The sequence below is a fragment of the Winogradskyella eckloniae genome (assembly GCF_013249045.1).
Lineage (GTDB): Bacteria > Bacteroidota > Bacteroidia > Flavobacteriales > Flavobacteriaceae > Winogradskyella > Winogradskyella eckloniae.
Genome location: NZ_JABRWP010000004.1, coordinates 234,429 through 260,495 on the forward strand (window position 1 = coordinate 234,429; position 26,067 = coordinate 260,495).

The 26,067-nt window shown below is 31.5% G+C and carries 24 protein-coding genes; 9 read left to right on the forward strand and 15 right to left on the reverse strand.

Features of this window, described 5'->3' with window-relative positions; all coding sequences use genetic code 11:
* From HNV08_RS08670 to HNV08_RS08690, 5 genes are all read right to left on the reverse strand, one after another.
* Nucleotides 1–744: an ABC transporter ATP-binding protein gene (locus HNV08_RS08670; protein ID WP_173280833.1), complete on the reverse strand. Its 744-nt coding sequence runs from the start codon at nucleotides 742–744 to the stop codon at nucleotides 1–3.
* A 5-nt stretch (nucleotides 745–749) separates the two neighbouring features.
* Entirely contained in the window at nucleotides 750–1,958 is a 1,209-nt protein-coding gene (locus HNV08_RS08675; RefSeq protein WP_173280835.1) for an efflux RND transporter periplasmic adaptor subunit, read from the reverse strand.
* 11 nt (nucleotides 1,959–1,969) lie between these two features.
* Nucleotides 1,970–3,298 carry a TolC family protein gene (locus HNV08_RS08680; RefSeq protein WP_173280837.1) on the reverse strand — a complete coding sequence of 443 codons (1,329 nt, stop codon included), beginning with the start codon at nucleotides 3,296–3,298 and terminating at the stop codon, nucleotides 1,970–1,972.
* 132 nt (nucleotides 3,299–3,430) lie between these two features.
* On the reverse strand, nucleotides 3,431–4,666 hold the full coding sequence (locus HNV08_RS08685) for a hypothetical protein (RefSeq protein ID WP_173280839.1): 1,236 nt from the start codon (nucleotides 4,664–4,666) through the stop codon (nucleotides 3,431–3,433).
* Nucleotides 4,659–5,957, reverse strand: a complete 1,299-nt coding sequence (locus tag HNV08_RS08690) for a DUF4270 family protein (protein WP_173280841.1) — start codon at nucleotides 5,955–5,957, stop codon at nucleotides 4,659–4,661. The genes HNV08_RS08685 and HNV08_RS08690 overlap by 8 nt, the downstream gene beginning before the upstream one ends.
* A 279-nt stretch (nucleotides 5,958–6,236) precedes the next feature.
* On the opposite strand from HNV08_RS08690, the gene HNV08_RS08695 reads away from it, so the two are divergent.
* The 4 genes from HNV08_RS08695 (at nucleotide 6,237) to HNV08_RS08710 (ending at nucleotide 9,502) form a co-directional block, all read left to right on the forward strand.
* Entirely contained in the window at nucleotides 6,237–7,241 is a 1,005-nt protein-coding gene (locus HNV08_RS08695) for a Kelch repeat-containing protein (protein WP_173280843.1), read from the forward strand.
* A 120-nt stretch (nucleotides 7,242–7,361) separates the two neighbouring features.
* Entirely contained in the window at nucleotides 7,362–7,721 is a 360-nt protein-coding gene (locus HNV08_RS08700; protein WP_173280845.1) for a DUF4907 domain-containing protein, read from the forward strand.
* Between the two features lie 18 nt (nucleotides 7,722–7,739).
* On the forward strand, nucleotides 7,740–8,774 hold the full coding sequence (locus HNV08_RS08705) for a sensor histidine kinase (RefSeq protein ID WP_173280847.1): 1,035 nt from the start codon (nucleotides 7,740–7,742) through the stop codon (nucleotides 8,772–8,774).
* Nucleotides 8,771–9,502, forward strand: a complete 732-nt coding sequence (locus HNV08_RS08710) for a LytR/AlgR family response regulator transcription factor (protein WP_173280849.1) — start codon at nucleotides 8,771–8,773, stop codon at nucleotides 9,500–9,502. The genes HNV08_RS08705 and HNV08_RS08710 overlap by 4 nt, the downstream gene beginning before the upstream one ends.
* Nucleotides 9,503–9,582: 80 nt before the next feature.
* Here the strand turns inward: HNV08_RS08710 and fabG are convergent, their stop codons facing one another.
* The 10 genes from fabG to HNV08_RS08760 all read right to left on the reverse strand — a co-directional run bounded on the left by fabG (nucleotide 9,583) and on the right by HNV08_RS08760 (nucleotide 21,183).
* Nucleotides 9,583–10,329, reverse strand: coding sequence for a 3-oxoacyl-[acyl-carrier-protein] reductase (gene fabG / locus HNV08_RS08715; RefSeq protein ID WP_173280851.1), 747 nt, complete (start codon nucleotides 10,327–10,329; stop codon nucleotides 9,583–9,585).
* 225 nt (nucleotides 10,330–10,554) lie between these two features.
* A complete protein-coding gene (locus HNV08_RS08720; protein WP_173280853.1) occupies nucleotides 10,555–13,527 on the reverse strand; it encodes a M16 family metallopeptidase in 2,973 nt (990 codons plus the stop codon).
* Between the two features lie 127 nt (nucleotides 13,528–13,654).
* The gene (gene sucD / locus HNV08_RS08725) at nucleotides 13,655–14,527 is read right to left on the reverse strand and encodes a succinate--CoA ligase subunit alpha (RefSeq protein WP_173280854.1); all 873 of its coding nucleotides are present in this window, start codon (nucleotides 14,525–14,527) and stop codon (nucleotides 13,655–13,657) included.
* Between the two features lie 74 nt (nucleotides 14,528–14,601).
* Entirely contained in the window at nucleotides 14,602–15,009 is a 408-nt protein-coding gene (locus HNV08_RS08730; RefSeq protein ID WP_173280856.1) for a nuclear transport factor 2 family protein, read from the reverse strand.
* A complete protein-coding gene (locus tag HNV08_RS08735) occupies nucleotides 15,009–15,944 on the reverse strand; it encodes a UDP-3-O-(3-hydroxymyristoyl)glucosamine N-acyltransferase (RefSeq protein ID WP_173280858.1) in 936 nt (311 codons plus the stop codon). Before HNV08_RS08735 ends, HNV08_RS08730 begins: the two co-directional genes overlap by 1 nt.
* 46 nt (nucleotides 15,945–15,990) lie before the next feature.
* Entirely contained in the window at nucleotides 15,991–16,557 is a 567-nt protein-coding gene (efp, locus tag HNV08_RS08740) for an elongation factor P (RefSeq protein ID WP_173280860.1), read from the reverse strand.
* Nucleotides 16,558–16,606: 49 nt separating this feature from the next.
* Nucleotides 16,607–17,392: an acyl-ACP--UDP-N-acetylglucosamine O-acyltransferase gene (gene lpxA / locus HNV08_RS08745; protein ID WP_173280862.1), complete on the reverse strand. Its 786-nt coding sequence runs from the start codon at nucleotides 17,390–17,392 to the stop codon at nucleotides 16,607–16,609.
* Between the two features lie 88 nt (nucleotides 17,393–17,480).
* Entirely contained in the window at nucleotides 17,481–18,887 is a 1,407-nt protein-coding gene (locus tag HNV08_RS08750; protein ID WP_173280864.1) for a bifunctional UDP-3-O-[3-hydroxymyristoyl] N-acetylglucosamine deacetylase/3-hydroxyacyl-ACP dehydratase, read from the reverse strand.
* Nucleotides 18,874–19,902: a UDP-3-O-(3-hydroxymyristoyl)glucosamine N-acyltransferase gene (gene lpxD / locus HNV08_RS08755; RefSeq protein WP_173280866.1), complete on the reverse strand. Its 1,029-nt coding sequence runs from the start codon at nucleotides 19,900–19,902 to the stop codon at nucleotides 18,874–18,876. Before lpxD ends, HNV08_RS08750 begins: the two co-directional genes overlap by 14 nt.
* 51 nt (nucleotides 19,903–19,953) lie before the next feature.
* Nucleotides 19,954–21,183, reverse strand: coding sequence for an HD domain-containing protein (locus HNV08_RS08760; RefSeq protein WP_173280868.1), 1,230 nt, complete (start codon nucleotides 21,181–21,183; stop codon nucleotides 19,954–19,956).
* Between the two features lie 159 nt (nucleotides 21,184–21,342).
* Here HNV08_RS08760 and porX point away from each other — a divergent pair, with 159 nt between their 5' ends.
* The 5 genes from porX to HNV08_RS08785 all read left to right on the forward strand — a co-directional run bounded on the left by porX (nucleotide 21,343) and on the right by HNV08_RS08785 (nucleotide 26,058).
* A complete protein-coding gene (gene porX / locus HNV08_RS08765) occupies nucleotides 21,343–22,890 on the forward strand; it encodes a T9SS response regulator signal transducer PorX (RefSeq protein WP_173280870.1) in 1,548 nt (515 codons plus the stop codon).
* A 172-nt stretch (nucleotides 22,891–23,062) separates the two neighbouring features.
* Complete coding sequence (gene tsaE / locus HNV08_RS08770; RefSeq protein ID WP_173280872.1) at nucleotides 23,063–23,527, forward strand: tRNA (adenosine(37)-N6)-threonylcarbamoyltransferase complex ATPase subunit type 1 TsaE; 465 nt, start codon at nucleotides 23,063–23,065, stop codon at nucleotides 23,525–23,527.
* Between the two features lie 244 nt (nucleotides 23,528–23,771).
* On the forward strand, nucleotides 23,772–24,323 hold the full coding sequence (locus HNV08_RS08775; protein WP_194241991.1) for a hypothetical protein: 552 nt from the start codon (nucleotides 23,772–23,774) through the stop codon (nucleotides 24,321–24,323).
* A 112-nt stretch (nucleotides 24,324–24,435) separates the two neighbouring features.
* A complete protein-coding gene (locus tag HNV08_RS08780; RefSeq protein WP_173280873.1) occupies nucleotides 24,436–25,635 on the forward strand; it encodes an alanine dehydrogenase in 1,200 nt (399 codons plus the stop codon).
* Between the two features lie 45 nt (nucleotides 25,636–25,680).
* Nucleotides 25,681–26,058, forward strand: coding sequence for a hypothetical protein (locus HNV08_RS08785; protein ID WP_173280875.1), 378 nt, complete (start codon nucleotides 25,681–25,683; stop codon nucleotides 26,056–26,058).
* The last annotated feature ends 9 nt before the right edge of the window (nucleotides 26,059–26,067 follow it).

A 26,067-nucleotide genomic window follows, 5' to 3' on the forward strand; every position in this document is an offset into this window, starting at 1 on the left:
TTAATGGTCTTGTTTAGGTAATTTTGCTAATTCATCTGCGGCAGAAAGTATATTGTGATTTTGATAATCTTGAATAATATCTCCATCTTTAAGCACTATGGTTCTACTACTAAATGTAGCAATATCAGGTTCGTGCGTTACAAACGTAATGGTAATACCCTTTTTATTTAGTTCTTGAAATAAGGACATAATTTCGTAAGAGGTTCTTGTATCTAAGTTTCCTGTAGCTTCATCTGCCAATATCATTACAGGATTATTAACTAAAGACCTAGCAATGGCAACACGTTGTTGTTGACCTCCTGAAAGTTGGGAAGGTGTATGATGTAAACGTTCTCCTAAGCCCACCATTTCTAATGCTTTAATAGCTCTTTCTCTTCGTTCTTCTGATGACACTTTACTGTTATATAATAAAGGTAATTCTACATTTTCTATTGCAGAAGTTCTAGCCAATAAGTTATACGATTGAAAAATGAATCCAATTTTTTCGTTTCTAATGGTAGCCAGTTGGTTTCTATTTAAGTCTTTAACACGAACACCATCAATTTCATACGTTCCAGATGTTGGTTGATCTAAACAACCCAAAATATTCAACATTGTACTTTTACCAGAGCCACTCGATCCCATGATAGTTACAAACTCTCCTTCTTTTATGGAATATGAAATACCCTTTAAAGCATGAACCGTTTCGTTACCCATGGTAAACTCGCGTTTTAAGTTTTCTATTTTAATAATTTCTTTGCTCATAGCTTTTATTTTTTCTTAGCTCCTGGACGTTGCGGCATAAATGGACTTTCATTGGCACCTGCAGGTGGTCCACCAGCTTCTGCCTTTGTTGCTCCTTTTAAACTATAAACTAATTGATCGCCTTGAGAAATACCACTTAATACTTCTACATTTACGCCATCACTAGCACCAAGGGTTACTGATTTTCTTGTGACACTTTTGTCTTTACCTAAAACCCAAAGAGAGGTTTCTTTATTTGCAATTTCTTGAGCATTATTAGCTAAATTATGATGCATATTGTAGGTCGTTAACACCTCCGATTCTGGTTTAAAATTTATGGCTTTAGCTTCTGCTGTTAGTACATTATTTAATTCTAAAGTATAGATAGAAATCGTTGCTGTTAATCCTGGTTTTAATTTTAAATTTTCATTTTCCGCTTTAATAACAACAGTGTATGTAACAACATTAGACGTTATTGTAGGATCTAAACGCACTTGTGTAACAACACCATTAAAGGTTTCGCCTAAGTAAGCATCTACTGTAAATTCTACACGTTGTCCTTCTTTAACTTGTCCTATATCTGCTTCATCAACATCTGCTTCCACTTGCATTTCTTTTAAATCTTGAGCAATTGTAAATAAGGTTGGCGTGCTATAACTTGCTGCAACGGTTTGTCCTTCTTCAATATCTCTAGATAAAACGACACCGTTAATTGGCGAATAAATATTAGCGTAGCCTAAATTTGTTCTTGCAGATTGTAAATCGGAATAGCGTTGTGTAACGGTTCCTTTTGCTGTTTGATAATTATATTCTGCATCATCAAAATCTGATCGACTAATTACTTGATTATCGAATAGTGTTTTTTGTCTGTCGTAGATGGTCTTTGTATAGTTTCTTTGGCTAACCGCATTGTCATAGGCAGCTTGTGCTTGCGTTAACGAGGCTTGCAGATTTGTTTTATCTAATTCTGCTATAAGTTGACCTTCTTTAACTTCGCTATTATAATCTACATAAACTTTTTCTACAACACCAGAAACTTGTGTACCAACATCTACTTGATTAATAGGTTCTATAGTACCTGTTGCCGTAACCATAGTAGTAACATTCGCTTTTTTGGCCATTACCGTTTTTGGTTCAATTATAATAGCTTCGTCACTCTTTATAAAATTAAAGCCTACAATAGCAAGTACAACAAGTACTCCACTAATTATTATGATTTTCTTATATTTTTTCATGATTTTAATGATTAAAGTTTAATATCGTTTCCTTGGTAAAATTGTAATAGTTGATTGTATAATATGTTTAAGTATTTGGCTTGTATATAATTTTGTTGTGCATTGGTATACGTATTTTGACTTATGACTAAATCGGTTGTACTCAATGCGCCTAATTCGTATTTCTTTTGCGCTAATTTATACGTCTGTTCTGCAGCGTCTTGTGAAGCTTCGGCAGCAATTAATTGTTCTTGTGTAGCTACTGCATTTTGATAAGCTGTCTCTACTTTTTTATAGACTTCCTTTTCTGTAGTTTGTTTTTCAATTTGTGCCTTTTCAATGTTTATTTGCGCTGTTTTAACAGCTGCTTTGGTTTGATTTCTATTAAATATTGGAATGTTTAAAGACAATCCAATACGTTGATTAAAATTAATATCAAATTGATCGGAGAAATTATTATCATCAAGACTGGTAAATCCAGAACCTAAACTACTTACAAGAGATAATGTTGGTAAATAAGCACCTTTAGCGATTTCTAATTCTTTTTCTTGAACTTCAACAGCAATTTTACTCGCATTTACTTCTGGTAAAATACCTAAGGCATTATTATATATGCTTAATTTATCAAGTTGAAACAATGCATAATCCTTGTCACTACTTAATGTCTGAATTTCAATGTCTTCAGTAGGATCTAATTCTAATAATTGCTTAAGTGCTATAATGTATTGCTGATATGTATTTTTAGCTGCTATTATTGCATATTTATTGGTTGCTGCTTGACTTTGCGCTTCTGTATAATCACTTAATGCAATTGAACCTGCATCTAATCTAGCTTTAGCGCGTTCAACTTCTTTTTCTGTAGCAATTAAATTATTTTCTGCAATTTCAATACCTTCTTTGGCGTATAGGATTTGTAAGTAGTTTTCAAGAATACTTAGAATAATATTATTCTTCATTTCTTCTTGTAAAAACACACTTTGATTTTTTAATAATTCATTTTGCTGAATTTGATTATTGATCTGGTTTCCTTGAAATAAAGTAAATGAACTATTTAAACTTACGTTTGTACTATATATTTGATCGGTTACATAATCACTTGTAATAGGATCAATAGAGTTACCGTTAGAAAAAGTTTCTGAAGCAGAACCATATAAATTTGGTAAGCGCAATGATTTAGACGCACTGTAATTTACTTCGGCTTGTTCTAAGTTTAAAGTTGCATCTTTAATGCTAATATTGTTTTCTAAAGCATATTGTAAACATGCTTCTAAAGTCCAAATTTTAGACGTATTCGATTCTGTAGTTTGTGCACTAACAAACGGAGAAATAATAAGGGTTATTATAATAAAAAAACGTTTCATGTTTTTGGTGTTTTAATTTAACACTTCAAAGATGAAACGATCTCTTATTTATATAAAGTCTAATAGATGTTTGAGACTATTTTCTATACTAAAAGTGAGATTTTATCGATCACTTTTTTGAGCAAACCCTTTTTAATTATATTTCCTTTGTTGAAACCAAAGATCAGATAATGAAATATTAATATTAAGTGTATTGACGTATTCTTTAATAAGTATACTTTCTGTAGTTCCTTTTTTACCTAACGTATAAGATACATTTAATAAGGATCTTTTTCCTAACGGAAGTCCAATACCTATCGAAGCCGCATAGGTGTCTATTTTGGTATCATCAACCATTAAATAACCTGAATTATAATTTAATCCCATTCTATAATCTACACGCTTCCAATACTTACTACTTTTTGGATCTACCGAATAAGAAGCGCCAAAACCATAAATATTTTGATCTACGTAGTCACCAATGGCATCAGATTGATTAGTTGTTGACCATAAATTTTTACTATAGTCTAGAGTTAGCATTACATTTTTAATTTTTGTACTATAACCAAAACCAAAACGCAATGGCATTTGAAAACTATCAATATCTTCATCTTCTGTTTCTTCCAAAACAGAATATGCTAAATTTGAATATTTACCTATAACTTCATCCTTTGATCCTTGTAAAACGGTGGGGAAATCTAATGTAAACCCAAAATTATGCTTGTCTAAAAGCTTATATTGAGCACCTAGACCAATTTGTCCGCCTCTATAATAATTAATTTCATTGACTTCTAAATAACTGTTCGTAGTCACAATAGATTCCGTTTCTTCTATTTTACCAAATAAATAAGACGCTTTTATGCCCAAATTAAGATTATCAAAAAATGTTCTTCCATAGTCGAGTCTAATTTCATTTAAACCTCCAGAGCCTTCAATATTTGTAATAAATTGCTCGGCACTTCCTTCGATATTACTTTGTAAGCCTGTTAAAGAATATCCTACACTTGTGGCAGGTTTTAAGGTAAAAGCTATACCGTATTTTCCACCATCATTAAACCCAAAAGAGACATTGGTAAAATTAAAGTTAGATTGTTGTTCATTAATATCTCCACCAGAAAAATTAACGAGTTCTATGGAACCTCCTACATCTAAAAAGAATTCATCAGTTGGCAAAGTAGCTATAGATGCAGTATTATATAAGTTAAGACCATAGGAAGCATCTAGAGCGATACCTGTTTTGCCTAAACCATTATTTCGGCCAGTACCAGAATTACTTTCTACACCTAAACCAAACAGCGAATATGGTGAACTCGTTAAATTGTTTGTTTGAGAATAGCTCAACCAACCAAAAACTATTGCAAGAGAAACTGTATATATTTTTTTATTCATAGATCGCATAGGTAATTACTAATTTGGTGTTATAATTAGACCTTTCAGTGTCATTAAAAATTATCTTATTTATAGTGGAATTGTAATCGTCTGATATTAAGATTAGAGCATCTTCAGTCTCTGGACTCTCATTTAGTTTTTTATCAATAAAGTCTATAACCGGAATGGTATACACAATGTCATTAAACTCGGAGTTTTCAGTAGTAAGACTTGCTGTAACAACATCGGAACTATTAGATATTTGACTCGATAAATCATTGTTTTGATCTATTACATATAGTAAGAGAGCATCATTTAAGGGTTGAATATCAGAATGTGAAGTCGCGTTTGGCTCAATGTAAAGTGTTGCTTCTAAAATGGTGCCATTTGTACCAACATCATAAATATCCTTTAGTGTAGGGAATTCTATTTTTGTTACATATCCAGAACCCGATTGATTATAACTAATACCGTAGCTATCAGTAGACGATAAATTATATTCTTGATCTGTAATTGATTCTAATGGTAATCCCGTTACATCATTCTCTACATTGTTGTAGTAATCAATGATAGAAAGGTCATAAGTGTATTCGTCGGTTTCTAATTCATCTGGTATTTTGTAGTAAAATCTTAGATAGGTTTCTTCACTAGAAATAGAATATCCAATTATTGAACCATTATCATCAGAACCAGGTTTTACAGCAATGCCTTTTAATTTTTGATACAGCGATTCGTTATCTGTAATGTTATTATCTCTAATATCATTAAACAATTCTTCACCAAAGTCATATGGTAAAGTAACAAAAAGCGAATCTCTATTTGGCGTTGGTATAAAGGATTTACTCACTAAGGGTGTAGATTCATATGGGGTTTGTGTTGTATTATAATAGTACGTATCATCACTACTCATTTTTTCCGTTAATCTATGAATATTGACCGTAGAAACCTGAGTGGTATCATTATAATAATAGGTGTCATACCCAAGTACTAATCCTACACTATCTAAAACAGCTTCATTATCTAAATAATAAATTGAACTGTTGAGTTGCATATTCGCAGACGTAGTAATAACACCCATATCTGCATCAACATATTTTCCGACTAACAATCGTGTGCTTTCAGATGTGGTTATGGAATCAAACTTAACTGTAGAAAATGAAACTGAAAAGGTATCTATTGATAATACTCTAATGTTGGTGTTTGTAAAGTCTTCGCCTGCATTAAAACTTTCTGCTTCGGTATCCGTAGAACACGAAATTGCAATTATAGACATTGTAATTACTATGCATGCTTTAATATAAGATTTGATCATGTGTTTTGTATTGTTTATACAAATCAACTAATCAATACATGTTATAAAAAGTAAAATAGACCTATCAGAGTTATTTATCTGCAAACGCGTCATTTTATACTATTAAATCGAAGTGCAAGTTTTGTAGATTAATTTGATGGTTTTGTCTACAAATAAAGTGTGTCAGTCTATTTTATAATAATGGTACTTATTTGACTTAGTAAGTTAGCAGTCTAAACAAGAATTCAAACTCTTTATTTAGACAATCAAATAAGTTGAAACATAAATTAAAAATTAAAAATGAAAAAATTCAATCGCAATGTAGGTTTACGATTAATATGTTTATCTGCAATACTTACACTTTTTTATAACTGTAACAGTGATGACAGTGACGATGAATTAGGAAACTGGGTTAAAAAATCTAGTTTTAATGAAGAAGCAAGAAGTAGTTCATCTGCCTTTACAATTGGAAATATAGGATATATGGGAACTGGTTATGATGGTGATGATTACTACAATGATTTCTGGAGCTATAATATGGACACCAATTCTTGGCAACAACTATCAGATTTTCCAGGTGTTGAAAGAAGTTCTGCTGTTTCATTTGTAATTAATAATGACGGTTATATGGGAACAGGTTATAATGGCGATACTAATGAAGAGTTAGCTGATTTTTATAAATATAACGTGGCTACAAATAGCTGGACTCAAATTTCAGACTTTGGTGGTTCTGCAAGATATGGAGCTGTTGGTTTTGGCTCTAGTACATCTGGATACGTTGGTACAGGTTACGATGGTAGTGATAAAAAAGATTTCTGGAAATACAATCCTACAGCTGATTCATGGGAAGAAATTTTTGGCTTTGGCGGCGATAAAAGAAGAGATGGTGTCACTTTTACTATAGCCAATAATGTTTATTTCGGTACAGGTATTAGTAATGGTGTATATGAAGAGGATTTTTGGGTTTTTAATTTAGATACTGAGGTTTGGACAGAGTTAGAAGATATTGATGAAGATGATGATGACGATGTGTATAGATCCAATGCCGTTGCCTTTACCTTAAATGGAAAAGGATACATAGCTTGTGGAGAATATGGAGGAAGTATAAGTACGGTTTACGAGTATACACCTTCTAATGAATCTTGGGAAGAAAAAACTGAGTTTGAACTCTATGCAAGACGTGATGCAATTGCATTTAGCAATGGCGAAAGAGGATTTGTAGCATTAGGTAGAAACGGCACATTATACTTAGATGATAATATGGAGTTTTTCCCTAATGATGAACAAGATGATGATGATAATTAAAAGAATTGTTTAGATTGATTGATAGGTTATTAACGTGTGAAATTTTGGTTAATAGCCAACCTAGAGTCAGGATAATGTTGGGTATCCTTCATAATTTCTGACTCTTTTTTTTAAATTAAAATGATGAAAAAACCATATACGTATCTTGCTGTTTTTATAGTAATTTCTGTCTTTACTTTTTTAATTTATTATTTTATTAATTCTAACGAAGACAATAATAAATTTATAGACCAACATCCATTTACTTTACAAGTATTAGAAAAAGATAGTTCTTGGATTTATGAAATTTATAATGAAGACAATCTTTTTATTAGACAAGAATTTATTCCTTCGGTTAAAGGCAAACAAATTTTTAAATCTAAAGAAGATGCCGAAAAAATAGGAAAATTAGTAGTCAGTAAACTCTCTAAAAATGCTTTTCCTGTAATTAGTGAAACTGATCTTAAAGAAAATAACATTAGTTTTGAGCATACCAACTAGAATATAAATTTTTCAATGATGTTAAAAAACATCTCCTTAAAAGAAGCCATAATACATATCGTAGTTTGGATATGTATAAGTATATTTCCTTTATCTTCTGCATATATGGACTTGGGAGAAATCCCAACAGAAATGTATATTAGACTAGCCTTACGCCCTATTCTATTTTATGTCAATTATTTAGTTTTTGTGCCTTATTTATTATTAAAGCGCAAGCTACTATTCTACATCATTACATCTATTGTTTTTTTGATTCTCTATATCTATGTTTCTGAAGAATTAATTACAAATACGATTGCTGAAGAGTTTAGAAAAATGCCTAAACCACCAAAAATGCCAACTGGTCCTTTTGGCATTAGACACGCTATACCTGTCGTTTTTTCATTATCAATATTTTTATTAGGTGGTATTTTCAGTTTAGTTGTTGACTTTTATAAAAGAGATCGCGAGTCTAAAGAATTAGAAAATGAACAGAAAGAAATTAAACTTCAGTTTTTAAGAAATCAACTAAATCCACATTTTTTATTTAATTCCTTAAATAGCATCTATGCATTAGTTAGAAGTAAATCAGATAATGCACCAGAAGCCGTTATTACTTTATCAGAATTGATGCGTTATATGCTTTATGAAGCTGGTGACGAGCAAGTGGCTTTAGAAAAAGAAATAAATTATATAAAAAATTATATCGCATTACAACGTTTACGTCTTAAAAATACAGAAGCTGTTAAACTTAACATAAAAGGTGAAACAAGACACCTTAAAGTATATCCATTGTTATTAATTTCATTTATTGAAAATGCATTTAAGTATGGCACTGACTATAAAGGAAACACCCAAATTGATATAAAAATTATTGTAGAGAACAATAAATTGCATTTAAATGTAGAAAATATCATAGGGATTTATAAACGCGATGATAAAAACTCTGGCGTTGGCTTAGAGAACATTCAAAATCAACTTAACCATTTATATCATAATAATCATCATTTAGTAATAGATGAGACTAAAACTCATTTTAAAATAGAATTAACTATAAATTTAAAAAGCGAATGAAGTGTATCATAATTGACGATGAACCTTTAGCTATAGATGTTATAGAATCTTATTGCCAAGCCCTAAGTTCTGTAGAAGTTATTAGTACGTTTACAAGCGCTATTGAAGCTTTAGATTTTATAAATAATAATAGTATTGACCTTGTGTTTTCTGACATAGAAATGCCAAATATTTCTGGGATAGAATTAATTAAGTCTCTTGAAGGCAAAGTGCCTTATTTTATTTTTACAACGGCTTATCCGGAATATGCACTAGAAGGTTTTGATTTAAATGCTGTTGATTATTTGGTAAAACCTATCCCGTTTCCTCGTTTTCTAAAAGCAGTAAATAGAGTAAAAGAAATGATAAAATTAAATGATGTAAGCACATCATTTAATGTGTCTTCTGCAGCTGGTGAAACGTCATCGGCTATTGAAGACGATTTTATTTTTGTAAAATCTGAATACGAAAATTTAAAAATAGATATCAACGGCATTAAACATATACAAGGTCTAAAGGATTATTTAAAAATTCATTCTGAAGCATCAAAACCCATTTTAACACTCATGAGTTTTAAGGAAATTCAAGATAAACTACCCGAAAACAAATTTATTAGAGTCCATCGTTCTTTCATTGTTAATGTAAATAAAATTACTTCCGTTCAAAAAAATAGAATTGTCATTAAGGACGAAAGAATACCTATTGGTGAGAGTTATAAATCTATGGTGTATAGTAGGTTAAATATATAACCTTGCAAAGTAACAGATATCTTAAAAAATAAAAAACAGCGCTTTTAGCGCTGTTTTTTATTCTGTAAAGAAGGTAAATACTATGTGAGCATTCCACCATCAACATTTAAGGTTTGTCCTGTGACATATGCACTTAAATCACTTGCTAAATACACACATGCATTAGCGATATCTTCAGGAGTTCCTCCTCTTTTTAATGGAATTCCAGCGCGCCAACCTTTTACGGTTTCTTCATCTAATTTTGCTGTCATTTCGGTTTCAATAAAACCAGGTGCAATAACATTGCATCTAATATTTCTAGATCCTAATTCTAATGCTACCGATTTAGAAAAACCAATGATTCCGGCTTTAGATGCTGCATAATTAGTTTGGCCTGCATTGCCTTTTACTCCTACTACTGAGCTCATGTTTATAATAGAACCTTTTCTTTGTTTTAGCATTGTACGTTGTACTGCTTTGGTCATATTAAAAACGGATTTAAGATTGACTTCAATGACCTTATCAAAGTCCTCTTCTCCCATTCGCATTAAAAGATTATCTTTTGTTATACCTGCATTATTTACTAGAATATCAATAGTTCCAAATGTTTCTAATACGTCTTCTGCTAATTTTTGAGCATCATTAAAATTGGCAGCATTACTTTGATAACCTTTGGCCTTTATCCCTTTGTCATTTAACTCTTGCTCTAATGCATTGGCCGCTTCTACTGATGAGCTATATGTAAAAGCCACATTAGCACCATGATCTGCAAACACTTCTGCTATGCCTTTTCCTATACCTCTACTTGCTCCAGTTATAATAGCTGTTTTTCCTTCTAGTAGTCTCATATATTGTTGTTTGGTTAGTTTCTTTTTAAAGTTAATTATCTTTAATCAAATTTAACTAGGTTGATCTTATTTTTTTTAATTTTTAAATAGAATTAAAGCACAAAATTAATGATTTATTAGATAATCAACGGTTTCAAATATACTATTTAATTACATCTTTTTTTGACATAAAAAAACCTCATATTTAATTGTAATATGAGGTTTTATTGTATTGTCAATTCTTTGCTATTGCTTTAGTTCTTCAGGTTGGTTATAATTAAACAGATAATCAATATCTAATTCTTTAATTGTTCCTAATTTACTTAAGGCATCAAAATCCATATCTTTCTTGTTACCTATTACCATTACATTATATTCTGCACCTTTTATATTCTCATTAAAGAATGTTTTAAGGTCATCCATTGTCATGTTTTTTATGGCATTATAGATTTCTTCTCTGTTGTCATTATCTATACCTCGTTTTTTTAACCTTTCATAAGTCCAAAATATATTAGATTTAGTAATACGTTGTGACGCAATTTTCTTTAAAGTACCTTCTTTTGCCTGATTAAATTGATCTTCAGCCTCTGGCATATCTGTCATTAATTCCATCATTGCATTAACAGCCTGCTCTAATTTATTAGCCTGTGTACCAACATATGCTGTGGTATAATCTGGTTGACCTGCTTCGCTTGCCATTTGGTATCTAGAAAATGCAGAATATGCTAATGATTTAGATTCTCTTATTTCTTGAAAAACGATTGAAGATAATCCGCTACCAAAATACGTGTTAAACAACTGAGAAGCCGCCATTTTCTTAGGGTCAAATTCTTCACCTTTACCTACTAACAATATTTCACTTTGTACCATATCATAATCCACAAAATAAACATTACCACCAGTTTCTAAGTTTACGTATTCTACTTTTTCAGGGTAATCTAATAATGCTTCTGGAATTTGATGATGTGTATTTAAAGCCGTTTTTGCTTCATCTACAGCATTTCCGTAGTAGAATATACGTTGTTTGTAAGCACGCATTTCTTTTATTTTATTTACGAGTTCTGTAGGACTTATGGCTTTTAATTCCATTTGTGAATAAATATTTCTTAGTCTAGAATTTTCGCCATATTGTCCGTAACTCATTAAACCATTCCAGAAAATATTCCCTTTTTGAGTTTTTCCATCTTCTCTACCTTTTAAGATACTTTCAACATATTTATCGTAAGTTTCTTGATTTGGTTCTGCATCGTTCCATAAATGTTCTAATAGTTTTAAACCTGCATCTAAGTTTTCTTTTAAACCAGAAATACCTACATAGGTTTTGTCATTAGAAGAAAATACATTGTAACTCACTCCTATTTTGTAGAATTCTTGTTTTAACTGTTCTGGAGTATATGTGCTTGTTCCTAAATAATCTAAATAACCAGCAGCAAGAGAAACCATTCTATCGTTATCTTGTCCCATATCAAAAATGATATTTAAATTAAAGATATCGTTGTTTGGGTTTTCTACATAAGATAATTTAAGTCCGTTATCTGTTGTAAGTTCTTTAATTTCAGATTTATAATCTACAAATTTTGGCTTTAAATCTGGAGAAGTCATAGCATTTATTGATGCTAAAAAATCCGATTCCACGCCTTTATTTAATTCAATAGGTGTAATGCCTGGATTTTCTACCTTAACAATAGATGTATCTTCTCCTTTAAGTTTATGTACTTCTACATAATTATTTCCATAAAATGAATTTGCAAAATCAACAACTTCTTGCTTAGTAATTTTCTTCATTTCATCTAACATCTTTAGACGACTTTCCCAATTTTGCTCTCCAATAAAAGCGTCTAGATAAGCGTAAGCTGTAGCAGATCCGTTTTCATATTCTCTAATTTGAGATAAACGCATATCGTTAATAACGGCATCTAGTAACCAATCTTCAAATTCTCCTTTTTTGATTTTCTCAATTTGAGAAAGGAGTAATTCTTTTACTTCATCTAAAGTTTGATTTGCTTTAGGCGATCCATATAGTAAATGAAAACCATAATCATTATTAAAATTGGTAAAAGATGACGCTCTTTGTACCATTTGTTTTTGATTAAGGTTTAAGTCAATAAGACCAGCTTGAGAATTAGCCAACATATAGTCTACTAGATTAAGTATAACTTCTTGGTCAGATCCTTTACCTTTAGATCTAAAAGCGACATAAATAGATTCTGCTGTAGGTCCTAAAACTTCTTTTTTAACAGGTGCTGTAATAGGTTCTAACTCTGGAAACGTAGGATGTTCGAGTTCTTTTTTCTCATAACTACCGAAAGCGTCATTTACTTTTTTAATTGTAGCATCAAAATCTAAATCACCTACCATGATTACAGCCATATTATTTGGCACATAATATTTATCAAAATACGCATTAATAGCTTCCATTGAAGGATTTTTTAAATGCTCTGAGATCCCAATAGTAGATTGAGTTCCGTAAGGATGTGTTGGGTATAGACCTTGAAGTGTTGCAAAATATTGCTTACGTCCATCACTGTCTTGACCTCTATTAAATTCTTCATAAACAGCTTCTAATTCTGTATGAAATAAACGCAATACTAATTTACTAAAACGCTCACTTTCTATTTTTAACCATTTATCTACTTCGTTAGACGGAATTTTATTGACATATACAGTTTGCTCGTTAGAAGTAAAAGCATTCGTGCCTTCTGCTCCTAATGAACTTAACATCTTATCATATTCATTAGCTATAGATAATTTTGAAGCTTCTAAAGATATTTCATCTATTTTTTTATAAATAGCTTTCTTTTTTTCAGGATCTTGCTCTTTTTTATGATCTTCATATAGATCAGAAATCTGCTTGATTAATTTAGATTCTTCTTCGTAATTCTGAGTACCGATTTTATCAGTTCCCTTAAAAACCATATGCTCTAAATAATGCGCTAAACCTGTGTTATCTGCAGGATCATAGGTAGATCCAGCGCGTACAGCAATTAGTGTTTGAATTTTTGGTTCTTCCTCATTTTTACCGAGATATACTTTTAAACCATTGTCTAAAGTATACAGCCTTAAGCCTGTTGGGTCATTTGTAACGGTTTCATATTTAAAACCATTAGCATCTTCGTGATTTTCTATTGCATATCCTAGTTTTTCTGAATTAGTATTGGTTTTACAACCCAAAACAATAGAAACTAAGAACAACAATGTTAGTGTTTTAGTAATTTTCATTTTTTGATTAATTGATTTATTGGTTAATTGATTAGTAGTTCATTTGATGTCATAAAAAAATCCATCAGTTATAAAGATAACTAATGGATTAATAACGAAATGTTTTTAAAAATATTTTAACAGAAGTTTAGCCTAAAACTTCAGCTACTTTTTTACCTATTTCTGCAGGTGAATCAACAACGTGAATACCACATGCTCTCATAATTTTCTTTTTTGCTTGTGCAGTATCATCACTACCACCTACAATAGCACCAGCATGTCCCATTGTACGACCAGCAGGAGCAGTTTCACCAGCAATAAAACCAATTACAGGTTTTTTACTTCCACTTGCTTTGTACCAGTTGGCAGCATCTGCTTCTAACTGACCACCTATTTCACCAATCATTACAACAGCTTCAGTTTCTGGGTCATTTATTAATAACTCTACAGCTTCTTTGGTAGTTGTTCCTATAATTGGATCTCCTCCAATACCAATTGCTGTTGTTATACCTAAACCTTGCTTTACAACTTGATCAGCAGCTTCATAAGTTAATGTTCCTGATTTAGAAACAATACCAACATTACCTTGTTTAAAAACAAAACCTGGCATAATCCCAACTTTAGCTTCACCAGGTGTAATAACACCAGGACAGTTAGGTCCTATAAGTCTACAATCTTTATCCTTTATATAGTTAGAGGCTTTAATCATATCTGCCACAGGAATTCCTTCTGTAATGGTAATAATTACTTTTATTCCTGCATCTGCTGCTTCCATAATGGCATCAGCTGCAAAAGCTGGTGGTACAAATATAATAGTAGTATCTGCTCCAACTTTTTCTACAGCTTCAGAAACTGTATTAAATACTGGCTTATCTAAATGGGTTTGACCACCTTTTCCAGGTGTTACACCTCCTACAACATTTGTTCCATATTCAATCATTTGTCCAGCATGAAAAGTACCTTCACTACCTGTAAAACCTTGAACAATAATATTAGACTTCTTGTTTACTAAAACACTCATTGGTTATTTATATTTTTTGTTATATAATTACTTCCACAAAAATAAGAGATTTAAAACGCATTTGCATCCTCTTTTTATAATTTTATTTCATAAGATGCCATGCTGACATCATTATTTTCATCTGCTTGATGGCTAATTTCATAACCACGATATAATTTACCATCTTTTATTTCCCAAATTGTAGCAAAATGGGCTATTATGGTTTCAAAATCGGGATTTTCAATAGTGTGGCCAAACAGTGTATGTCGTGTTGTTACAAATGCATTGGCTTCTATGATATGTGTAAATTCGAATCTAAGACTGTTAAAAGATTGTCTTGTCCCTTCAAAAAATGATTCTATTGCTTTATAATTTAATAAATTAAATCCTTGACTACTCGTCCAATGTAATTCACAAGATTTATGAAAGAATTTTGAAACAATATCTGGATCATTAGCGATATCAGATTTGTAAAACGCTATTACAATTTCTTTAGATGACATTATAAGTGTTTTATTTTTTGAAGAATCTCAGGTATCTTTTTTGTATAGGCTCTATCTTTAAAAAACGTACGAGCTTCCATAGCAGGTGATCCAAAATAGGTTTTCCCTTCTTTTGTAGAATGCCCTAAACCAGATTGTGCAAATAATACTGTACCTTTTGCAATAGTAATACCACTTTTAACACCGACTTGTCCCCAAATGGTAACATTATCCTCTACAACAACACAACCAGCAATAGCTGTATGTGAAGCGATTAAGCATTTTTTTCCTAAAATGGTATCATGCCCTATTTGAATATGATTATCTAATTTTGATCCTTCACCAATAGTTGTGTCTCCCGTAACACCTCTATCTATAGTACATAGTGCTCCAATATCTACATGATCTTCTATAATGACACGTCCTCCAGACAGTAATTGGTCATAGCCTTCTGGTCTGTTTTTGTAATAAAACGCACTTGCTCCTAAAACGCTTCCTGCATGTATCGTAACATTATCACCTATTATGACATCATCATAAATACTAACATTAGCATGAATGACACAATGCTTTCCTATAGAAACATTGTTTCCTATAAAACAATTAGGTTGTATAATAGTGCCTTCACCAATTTTAGCATCTTCTGCAATTGCTGAATTAGCTTTATTAAAAGGTTTAAAATGTGCTGTAATTTTATTAAAATCTCTAAAAGGATCGTCTGAAATTAAAAGCGCTTTACCTTCCGGACATTCAACATCCTTGTTAATAAGCACAATTGTGGCTGCAGATTCTAAGGCTTTGTCATAATATTTTGGATGATCTACAAAAACAATATCACCTGGCTCTACCACATGAATTTCATTAATGCCTAATATTTCAAAATCTTCTGAACCTTTAAATTCGCAATTAATTAATGTTGCTATTTGTTTTAAGGTATGTGGAAAAGGAAACTTCAATGGCTAAATGTTTTATAAATTAGATGGATGCAAGAACAGATATGACTTATTCTTTAATACGTTCTTTATAAGCACCTTTTGCCGTTTCTACTTTAATTTTATCGCCTTCATTGATAAACAATGGCACGTTAACAATTGCACCAGACTCCACAGTTGCTGGTTTTGTAGCATTAGTGGCAGTATTACCTTTTACGCCAGGTTCTGTTGCCGTAATTTCTAATACAACAGATGCTGGTAATTCTACCGAAAGTGGCATATTGTCTTCTGTATTTATTTGAATCGTTACAACTTCACCTTCTTTCATTAAATCTGGTCTGTCTAAAGCCGATTCTAATAATCGAATTTGAGTGTAATCTGCTTCATTCATAAAATGGTAAAATTCACCATCATTATAGAGGTATTGAAATTTATGAGTTTCAACTCGAATATCCTCTATTTTATGACCTGCAGAAAATGTATTATCTAAAACCTTTCCTGTTGTAACACTTTTCATTTTAGTTCTTACAAATGCTGGTCCTTTACCAGGTTTTACATGTAAAAATTCTATTATTTTATAGATATCGTTATTGTATTTTATACAAAGTCCGTTTCTTATATCTGAAGTAGTTGCCATTATTATATATATTTAATCTTTTAGTATTTGTTTGTTGATAAAGCGTATCTTAATTAGATTTAAAATACCCTTTCATAATGCCACGATGTGAATTCTTAATAAATTGTAGAATTTCATCACGCTCTGGTGTGGCTTCCATTTCTGCTTCAATTAAATCTGAAGCTTGCGTATTATTATAATTTTTTTGATAGAGCATTCTATAAATATTCTGAATCTCTCTAATTTTTTCTGTACTATATCCTCTTCGTCTTAAGCCTACTGAATTAATACCAACATAAGATAAAGGCTCTCTTGCAGCTTTTACATAAGGTGGTACATCTTTACGAACTAAAGATCCACCTGTAACAAAAGCATGGTTACCAATAGAGCAGAATTGATGTACTGCTGTCATACCTGCTAAAATCACGTAATCACCAACGGTAATGTGACCTGCAAGGGTACTGTTATTAGAAAAAATACAATTATTTCCCACAATACAATCGTGCGCAATATGGCAATAGGCCATAATTAAACAATTGTTTCCTATTACGGTTTTCATTCGGTCTGTTGTACCTCTGTTGATGGTCACACATTCTCTAATGGTAACGTTATCACCAATTTCTACAGTGGTATCTTCGTCATTATATTTTAAATCTTGTGGTACAGCAGAAATAACTGCACCAGGAAATATATTACAGTTTTTTCCGATGCGAGCACCTTCCATAATCGTTACATTACTTCCAATCCAAGTACCTTCACCAATCTTTACATTATTATGTATGGTCGTAAAAGGCTCAATTACTACATTCTTTGCAATTTTTGCACCAGGATGTACGTATGCTAGCGGTTGGTTCATTTTTATACTTTTTATTTTTATAAGGCTAGAAATCTAAATTTGCCTTTTAAAATTTATTATTATTTATGTGTTAAGTTGTGTTTAGAACTTACTTAACTTTTGATATTTGTGCCATTAGTTCTGCCTCAGCACAAAGTTTACCATTTGCATATGCATAACCTTGCATATGGCAAATTCCTCGTCGTATTGGTGTTATTAACGAACACTTAAAAATTAAAGTGTCACCAGGTACTACTTTTTGTTTAAACTTTACATTATCCATTTTCATGAAAAATGTTAAATAGTTTTCAGGATCTGGAACTGTACTTAATACTAAAATACCACCTGTTTGTGCCATAGCTTCTACGATTAAGACACCTGGCATAACTGGTGCGCCTGGAAAATGACCTCTAAAGAACTCTTCGTTCATGGTTACATTTTTCATTCCTATCACATGGTTGTCAGACAACTCATATACTTTATCTAATAATAAAAACGGTTGTCTATGTGGTAACATATCCATTATTTGATTCACATCCATTAAAGGTGGTGAATTCAAATCTACTTGCGGTACATTATTTCGTCTTTCGTTTTTAATAAGCTTAGACATTTTTTTTGCAAACTGCGTATTTACAAAATGGCCTGGTTTATTGGCTATAACTTTACCTCTAATACGTGTACCAATTAACGCTAAATCACCTAAAACGTCTAATAGTTTATGACGCGCAGCTTCATTAGGATGATGAAGTGTTAAATTATCTAAAATTCCGTTTGGTTTAACAGCTATGTTGTCTTTATTAAATGCAATTCTTAATTTTTCCATAGTTTCTGGAGACAATTCTTTATCTACATAAACAATGGCATTATTTAAATCACCACCTTTTATTAAACCATGTTCTAAGAGCATTTCAATTTCGTGCAAAAAGCTAAAAGTTCTAGCATCTGCGATTTCAGTTTTAAAATCTGAAACCTTGTTCAATGTTGCATTTTGAGTTCCTAAAACTTTAGTCCCAAAATCAACCATTGTTGTAATTTGGTAAGAGCTAGAAGGCATTAGTATAATTTCACTACCAGATTCTTCGTCGGCATAAGATACCACTTGAGTTACTTCATAGACTTCTCTAAAAGCCTCTTGTTCTAATATGCCTGCTTTTTCAATTGCTTCTACAAAGAATTTTGAAGATCCATCCATTATTGGTGGTTCTGAAGCATCTAATTCAATAATTGCATTATCTATATCTAAACCAACTAAAGCTGCTAACACATGCTCACACGTTTGTATGGTAACACCATTTCTTTCTAAACAAGTTCCGCGTTGTGTACTTGTTACAAAATTAGCATCGGCTTGCATTTTAGGACTGCCTTCTAAATCTACTCTAACAAAGACAAAGCCTGTATTTTCTGCCGCTGGCTTAAAGACTAATTTAACATCAGCACCTGTATGAAGACCTACACCATTTAAAGTTACTTCGTTTTCAATGGTTTTTTGTTTGATTTCGGTTTTAATTATTGCCATCTACTTTTTTTTCTAATTCGTTTATTGTTTTCGCAAGCTTTGGTAAATTTTTAAAATAAACATAAGATTTATTCCAATCTGAATAGCCAAATGAAGGCGATCCTTGTAAAATCTCATTATCTTTTACATTTCTACCAATACCAGATTGTGCTTGCACTTTTACATTATTTCCTATTACTAAATGTCCTGCGATACCTACTTGTCCTCCTATTTGGCAATTTTCTCCAATTTTAGAAGAACCAGCAACACCTGTCTGAGCCGCAATGACCGTGTTTTTACCAACTTCTACATTATGCGCTATTTGTATTTGGTTATCTAATTTTACACCAGCTCTAATTATAGTAGAACCCATAGTGGCTCTATCTATAGTAGTACCAGCACCAACATCTACATAATCTTCTAATATAACGTTTCCTATCTGTGGGATTTTAGTATATCCACCATCTTTAGTTGGTGCAAAACCAAAACCATCGGCACCAATAATAGCACCAGAATTTATCACACAATTATTACCAATAATACAATCTGAATATACCTTTCCGCCCGAAAAAATCACAGTGTTTTCTCCCAAAACTACGTTGTCACCAACGTAAGCATTAGGAAATATCTTAACATTATCACCTAAAATTACATTATCACCAATATAAGCAAACGCACCTACATATATATTATCGCCTCTTGTTACCGATTCTGATATAAAACATGGCTGCTCAATACCAGACTTATTTAGTTTAATTTGGTTATAATATTCTAACAACTTTGAAAACCCTTCATAGGCATCTTCAACCTTAATTAAGGTTGTAGAAATTGCTTTTTCTGGTTCAAAGTCAGCATTTACTATAGTAATAGATGCTTCCGTTGTATATATATAAGGTGTGTATTTTAAATTAGATAAAAAAGTAAGTGAACCTTCAGTACCTTCTTCTATCTTGGATAGTTTAGAAACTTCTACATTAGGATCTCCAACAACTGTTCCTTCTAAAATACCCGCAATTTGTTCTGCTGTAAATTTCAATTATTTGTTTTTAAAGTATAAGTTGGTTTCCACAAAAATAGAAAAAAAGGATTACATTTTCTTTTTAGGGTAGCACATATAATATTTAGTGATTGGTTTACTCAGTGCTTTTAAGTTTAATTGGTCGGAAGCTTTAACAATATCTTTAATTTTTCCGGATTTAAATAAAATATTAATCTTTTGAAATTTATTTTGATAGGCTTGATTGGTCAATTCTCCATGAAACACAAAGTAGGCTGCTTCTTGCTTAGAAATATTATGTTTTTGCATTAAAGCTTCCGTATGATTAGCTAATTCTGAAGATTTAATAGCTTTATTTTTCAACTTTACCTTCAATAAATTTCTATTTAATATCATTCGGCACAGATTGCTCAACACAAAATCATCATGGTTTTTCCATTCTTTTAAAGCAGCAACGATATCATAATCATCTAATTTAGAAAACACCATTAAGGTTTCATTGGTAAAGCTGTCTCTATTAATTTCTGAGAATAAAAAATAAAATAAAGCATCACTACAATTTAATTTTTCGCCTTGTTGCACTAGTTCTTTTGCACGTTTTAAAACGCCCATTAACAATTGTTCTGCTACAACACCTGTTTTATGCATATAGACTTGCCAATACATAAAGCGCCTGGCAATTAAAAACTTTTCTACACTTAAAATGCCTTTTTCCTCTACCACTAATTGATCATTAACCACATTGAGCATGGTTATTAGTCGCTCACTATTAATATTGCCTTCAGCAACACCTGTATAAAAACTATCGCGCTTTAAATAGTCGGCTCTATCCATGTCTAATTGACTAGAAATTAACTGACACATAAAAGGTCTGGTATACTCGCCTTTAAAAATTTGAATGGCTAACGTTAAACTTCCGTTAAACTCTACATTGAGTTCTTCCATAAAACGCAATGAAATTTCCTCATGTGAAACATCATTAACAATACTATGTTCCATGGCATGAGAAAATGGACCATGACCAATATCATGCAAAAGAATGGCTACTAATAACCCGTTTTCTTCCTCATTAGAAATCGTAACTCCTTTAAAACGAAGTACATTGATAGCTTTTTGCATGAGATGCATACAGCCCAATGCATGATGAAAACGCGTGTGATGCGCACCAGGATATACCAAATAAGAAAGTCCCATTTGACTGATTCGTCTTAAACGCTGAAAATATTTATGCTGAATAATATCGAAGATTAACGAATTCGGAATAGTAATAAATCCGTAAATTGGGTCGTTAAAGATTTTAAGCTTATTGTTTGTAGGCAAAATTACTGTTTTAGTTGCTAGTCGTTTGTTGCTAGTTTTTATTTTGTCATTCTAATAAATTGCATATTAGTTTTTAGATCCTAAAATTTTTATTAGGATGACAAAGTCATATTATACAACAAGCAAACATTTATTAATAATAAACAAATATACCATAACATGATAAATATTCTCTGGGTTGACGATGAAATCGATTTATTAAAACCACATATTATTTTTTTAGAGCAAAAAGGATACGCGGTTACAAAATGCCAAAGTGGTACAGAAGCCTTAGAAATAATCAACGATACTAATTTTGATATTGTCTTTTTAGATGAGAATATGCCTGGACTTACAGGATTAGAAACTTTGAATGAAATCAAAGAACGACGCGCCAACTTACCTATTGTGATGATCACTAAAAGTGAAGAGGAATACATTATGGAAGAAGCTATTGGGAATAAAATAGCTGATTACTTAATTAAACCTGTAAATCCCAATCAGATTTTATTGAGTTTAAAAAAGAATTTAGACCATTCTCGATTAGTTTCGGAGAAAACAACCTCTAACTATCAACAAGAGTTTAGAAAAATTGCAATGGATTTATCTATGGTAAATTCTTATGAAGAATGGATTGAATTATACCAAAAGCTTATTTATTGGGAACTGCAATTAGAAGGTATAGAAGATGTTGGGATGACAGACATCTTAGAATCTCAAAAAACAGAAGCGAACAATCAGTTTGGCAAATTTATTGAAAAAAATTACGAAGATTGGTTTCAACCCAATACTGATGCACCTGTAATGTCACACACCTTATTTAAAGATAAAGTAGTCCCAGAACTGAGTGATAAACAACCTACAATTTTAGTCGTTATAGACAATTTGCGTTATGACCAATGGAAGGCATTTGAACCTATTGTAAATAATTATTATAAAAAAGCTTCAGAATTAGCATTTTACAGCATATTACCAACAGCTACACAATATGCAAGAAACGCTATTTTCTCTGGTTTAATGCCTGCAGATATGGAAAGCTTATTTCCGCAATATTGGAAAAACGATACTGATGAAGGTGGTAAAAACATGCACGAAGGCGATTTTCTCAGAGAACAATTAAAACGATTAGGGCTAAATAATTTAAAGCATACCTATCACAAAATCACCAATTTAAAAGCTGGTAAGAAATTAGTAGAAAATTTTAGATCTTTAAAAGAGCATGATCTTAATGTCATTGTTTACAATTTTGTTGATATGCTATCTCATTCTAAAACAGAAATGGAAGTTGTTAAAGAATTGGCATCAAACGATAAAGCGTATCGATCACTAACCGTAAGCTGGTTTAAAAATTCGCCGTTATTAGAGATGATTCAATTATCTCAGCAGTTAGGTTTTAAATTAATCTTAACTACAGATCATGGTACAATAAATGTAAAAGCACCTTCAAAAGTTATTGGTGATAGAGACACCAGTTTAAATCTACGCTATAAAACTGGAAGAAGCTTAACGTATCAAGACAAAGATGTATTGGCTGTTAAAAATCCTAAATCCATTCATTTACCGTCCTTAACCATGAGCAGTTCTTTTATTTTTGCTAAAGGTGATATGTTTTTAGCATATCCTAATAACTTTAATCATTATGTGAGCTACTACAGAAACACGTATCAACATGGTGGTGTTTCATTAGAGGAAATGATAATTCCTTTTGTGGTATTAGATCCAAAATAGTAAAACACAGCATTTTATAAGTGTTTACCTTATTAATGTTTTACATTATTAAAGACCTATAACCCGAAAGAAAACTCCTTAAAGTGCAAAAATAACCGACGAAATGCGAGATTTTCTAGGATATTTAAAAAAATATGCTTACCATTGTATGTATTAATGTGATAATAACACAGTGAAAACTATAGAGTTTACATACCATTTAAAAGATATTGATGCTATTGCTGCAAGTGTTTTGGAGCATTTAGATGCTAAGACTATATTATTTAATGGTCAAATGGGCGCTGGTAAAACAACATTTATTAATGCCATGTTAAAAGCAATGCAAAGTAATGATGTGGCAACCAGTCCTACTTTTTCTATAGTAAATGAGTATACAATACCAAATGATAAAGTCTATCATTTTGATTTCTATAGGATAAATTCTATAGATGAAGCATATAACTTTGGTATTGAAGAATATCTTAATAGTAATTTTTGGTTATTTATGGAATGGCCAGAACGCATAGACGATTTAATTCCGTTAGACTCACAAACCATTACTATCACTAGTATTGATGAAAATAAAAGATCCCTCAAATTAACTATAAACGATAAACATTTAACCCAAAAGTTAGCCATGAAAACAGTAAATCTATAATATAAAATTATAGAATATTCCTACAGAAATTAACTAGTGTTACGGTAAAACCGTAATGGAAGCCTCATAATTTATTGGATTTTAACTACTTTGAATTTGTAAGCACCTTATAATGCTTTTATTTTTGACGTATTAATTAATTAAATCCCTTTTATTATGAAAACTAAAAGAAACCTAGTACTTGCAATTGCAATTTTCGGCGGAATGTTATTCACTGTTCAAGCTACAAACATTATTGATTTAGATGGACAAGCTACAACCAAAATCGAAAAAAAGAAAAGAAAACTCGTTAAATGGGGATAATAATTTAAGTAGAACAGCAATATTAGGAACTATTATTGCAACATTTATTAGTTCTACTCCATTATTATATTTATTACACGAAAGTGTTCCAGACACAGCTGTTTGGGACACTTTTTTGGGTACATACGAAAGCGGTTTTTGGGAATCTGCTCAATATGCCATGTGGGTTTACACAGGCAAAATAGTGCCTCTTATTTTAATGTTTATTTGGTTTTTTACGTGTAAACATTGGTGGTATCATGCTCTACTTGTCCCAATTGTTATGTATTCATTTCAAATAATTACCAGTTATCATGCCGAACTTAAAAATACAGACGAGAATCAAATTTTAATATTATTACCCGTTTTAGTCATTGTAGTGCCTTCTATATATTTAATTAGAGCAAAAATGTTTAACAAAATAAACATGTCTAATAAAACCCTAGAAGAAATGGAAGCTGAGTTTATGATAAGACCAAAAGGGGTTTGGGGCAAGGTTAAACAGTATTTTTAAATTTCTCTGTCAATTAATATTCAAAAATTATAATTAATTTAAGGTTAGATTAATTTTAGTAATATTTATAACGTTTCGTTATATTGCATTACTATATAAATTAACTAACTCAATGAGTAAATCTTTATCACCATTTACCAAAGCCCAATTATTACCTCAAGAAGAAACCTTAGAAATCCTTAAACAGAAAGGCGAACTTTTTATTGGCATACCAAAAGAAGCTCATTTTCAAGAACGCCGTGTGTGTTTAACACCAGATGCCGTTTCTGCATTAACCGCAAATGGCCATCGTGTACTATTTGAATCTGGAGCTGGTGAAGGTGCTAACTTTAAAGATAAAAATTATAGTGAAGCTGGTGCAGAAGTAACCAAAGATACTGCAAAGGTGTACTCCTGCCCTATTATACTAAAAGTAGAACCACCATCCTTAGATGAGATTAAACTCATAAATCCACAAACATTATTAATTTCCGCGCTTCAGATTAAAACACAGAACAAATCGTATTTTGAAGCTTTGGCAAAAAAGCGCATTACTGCTTTAGCTTTTGAGTATATTAAAGATGATGATGGCGCTTATCCTGCCGTAAGCTCATTAAGTGAAATTGCCGGAACAGCTTCCATACTAATTGCATCAGAATTACTATCTAATGTTAATGGTGGTAATGGCTTAATGATGGGTAATATCAATGGAGTTCCACCTACAGAAGTTGTCATATTAGGAGCTGGTACTGTAGGCGAATTTGCAGCGCGATCTGCCATAGGATTAGGAGCTAATATTAAAGTTTTTGATAGCTCTATTACTAGATTACGACGCCTTCAAAATAATTTAGGACGGACTATTTATACATCTACTATGCAACCAAAAAATCTCATTAAGGCATTAAAACGTTGTGATGTCGCAATTGGAGCTGTTAGAGGCGTAAATCGTGCACCAATAGTAATTACTGAAAGTATGCTAAGTCATATGAAAAATGGATCTGTTGTCATTGATGTGAGTATAGATATGGGAGGATGTTTTGAAACCAGTGAAGTTACTACGCATGACAAACCGACCTTTGAATACAATGGTGTTATACATTATTGTGTACCTAATATTCCTGCACGCTATTCTAGAACCGCATCTGTGTCTATTAGTAATATATTTACACCTTATTTGTTGGAGATTGGCGAGCATGGTGGCATAGAAAATGCTTTAAGATTTGATAGAGGTTTAAAAAATGGGTTGTACTTTTACCACGGCATATTAACTAACAAATCTGTAGCAGAATGGTTTGGTTTAGATTATAATGATGCCAATTTATTAATCTTTTAATTTTAGTTCACTCCTTAAGGTTAACTAAAAACACAGTATATTTCTATGAAATTTATAAATCGATTAGGCTATTATCTTGGCGGATTTGCAATAGGTCTAATATTATTAATGTTTTTTTTAAACGGTAAAGAGGCGTCTTGTGATTATAGTCCTAATGCGAGAACCGTAAAAAATATCAGTTCAAAATCAATACATTATACCAATGATGCATCCATCTTCATAGGTGAGAATCATTTAGACTCCACTACAATTGTTAATTTAATAAAATTTGGAAACGTTAATTTTTCAAAAAGTAAAACCAAATTAGATTCTTGTAAAGTCTATTTTATAGATAATACCTATAAAGAGCGTGAAATGGAGTTGAAAATAAAAAATTGTGATTCAATAGCGACAATCCTCGATATTAAGTATACAAACATCTAATATGTTGAA

Bases quoted from the DNA above. Each gene is read 5' to 3' on its own strand.
- HNV08_RS08675 (WP_173280835.1), bottom strand. From the start codon at position 1,958: ATGAAAAAATATAAGAAAATCATAATAATTAGTGGAGTACTTGTTGTA.
- HNV08_RS08750 (WP_173280864.1), bottom strand. From the start codon at position 18,887: ATGGCAATAATTAAAACCGAAATCAAACAAAAAACCATTGAAAACGAA.
- HNV08_RS08730 (WP_173280856.1), bottom strand. From the start codon at position 15,009: ATGTCATCTAAAGAAATTGTAATAGCGTTTTACAAATCTGATATCGCT.
- HNV08_RS08710 (WP_173280849.1), top strand. From the start codon at position 8,771: ATGAAGTGTATCATAATTGACGATGAACCTTTAGCTATAGATGTTATA.
- HNV08_RS08705 (WP_173280847.1), top strand. From the start codon at position 7,740: ATGTTAAAAAACATCTCCTTAAAAGAAGCCATAATACATATCGTAGTT.
- HNV08_RS08785 (WP_173280875.1), top strand. From the start codon at position 25,681: ATGAAATTTATAAATCGATTAGGCTATTATCTTGGCGGATTTGCAATA.
- HNV08_RS08690 (WP_173280841.1), bottom strand. From the start codon at position 5,957: ATGATCAAATCTTATATTAAAGCATGCATAGTAATTACAATGTCTATA.
- HNV08_RS08685 (WP_173280839.1), bottom strand. From the start codon at position 4,666: ATGAATAAAAAAATATATACAGTTTCTCTTGCAATAGTTTTTGGTTGG.
- sucD (WP_173280854.1), bottom strand. From the start codon at position 14,527: ATGAGTGTTTTAGTAAACAAGAAGTCTAATATTATTGTTCAAGGTTTT.
- HNV08_RS08775 (WP_194241991.1), top strand. From the start codon at position 23,772: ATGGACAAGCTACAACCAAAATCGAAAAAAAGAAAAGAAAACTCGTTA.
- efp (WP_173280860.1), bottom strand. From the start codon at position 16,557: ATGGCAACTACTTCAGATATAAGAAACGGACTTTGTATAAAATACAAT.
- fabG (WP_173280851.1), bottom strand. From the start codon at position 10,329: ATGAGACTACTAGAAGGAAAAACAGCTATTATAACTGGAGCAAGTAGA.
- HNV08_RS08680 (WP_173280837.1), bottom strand. From the start codon at position 3,298: ATGAAACGTTTTTTTATTATAATAACCCTTATTATTTCTCCGTTTGTT.
- HNV08_RS08700 (WP_173280845.1), top strand. From the start codon at position 7,362: ATGATGAAAAAACCATATACGTATCTTGCTGTTTTTATAGTAATTTCT.
- lpxA (WP_173280862.1), bottom strand. From the start codon at position 17,392: ATGAACCAACCGCTAGCATACGTACATCCTGGTGCAAAAATTGCAAAG.
- porX (WP_173280870.1), top strand. From the start codon at position 21,343: ATGATAAATATTCTCTGGGTTGACGATGAAATCGATTTATTAAAACCA.
- HNV08_RS08670 (WP_173280833.1), bottom strand. From the start codon at position 744: ATGAGCAAAGAAATTATTAAAATAGAAAACTTAAAACGCGAGTTTACC.
- HNV08_RS08720 (WP_173280853.1), bottom strand. From the start codon at position 13,527: ATGAAAATTACTAAAACACTAACATTGTTGTTCTTAGTTTCTATTGTT.
- HNV08_RS08695 (WP_173280843.1), top strand. From the start codon at position 6,237: ATGAAAAAATTCAATCGCAATGTAGGTTTACGATTAATATGTTTATCT.
- HNV08_RS08780 (WP_173280873.1), top strand. From the start codon at position 24,436: ATGAGTAAATCTTTATCACCATTTACCAAAGCCCAATTATTACCTCAA.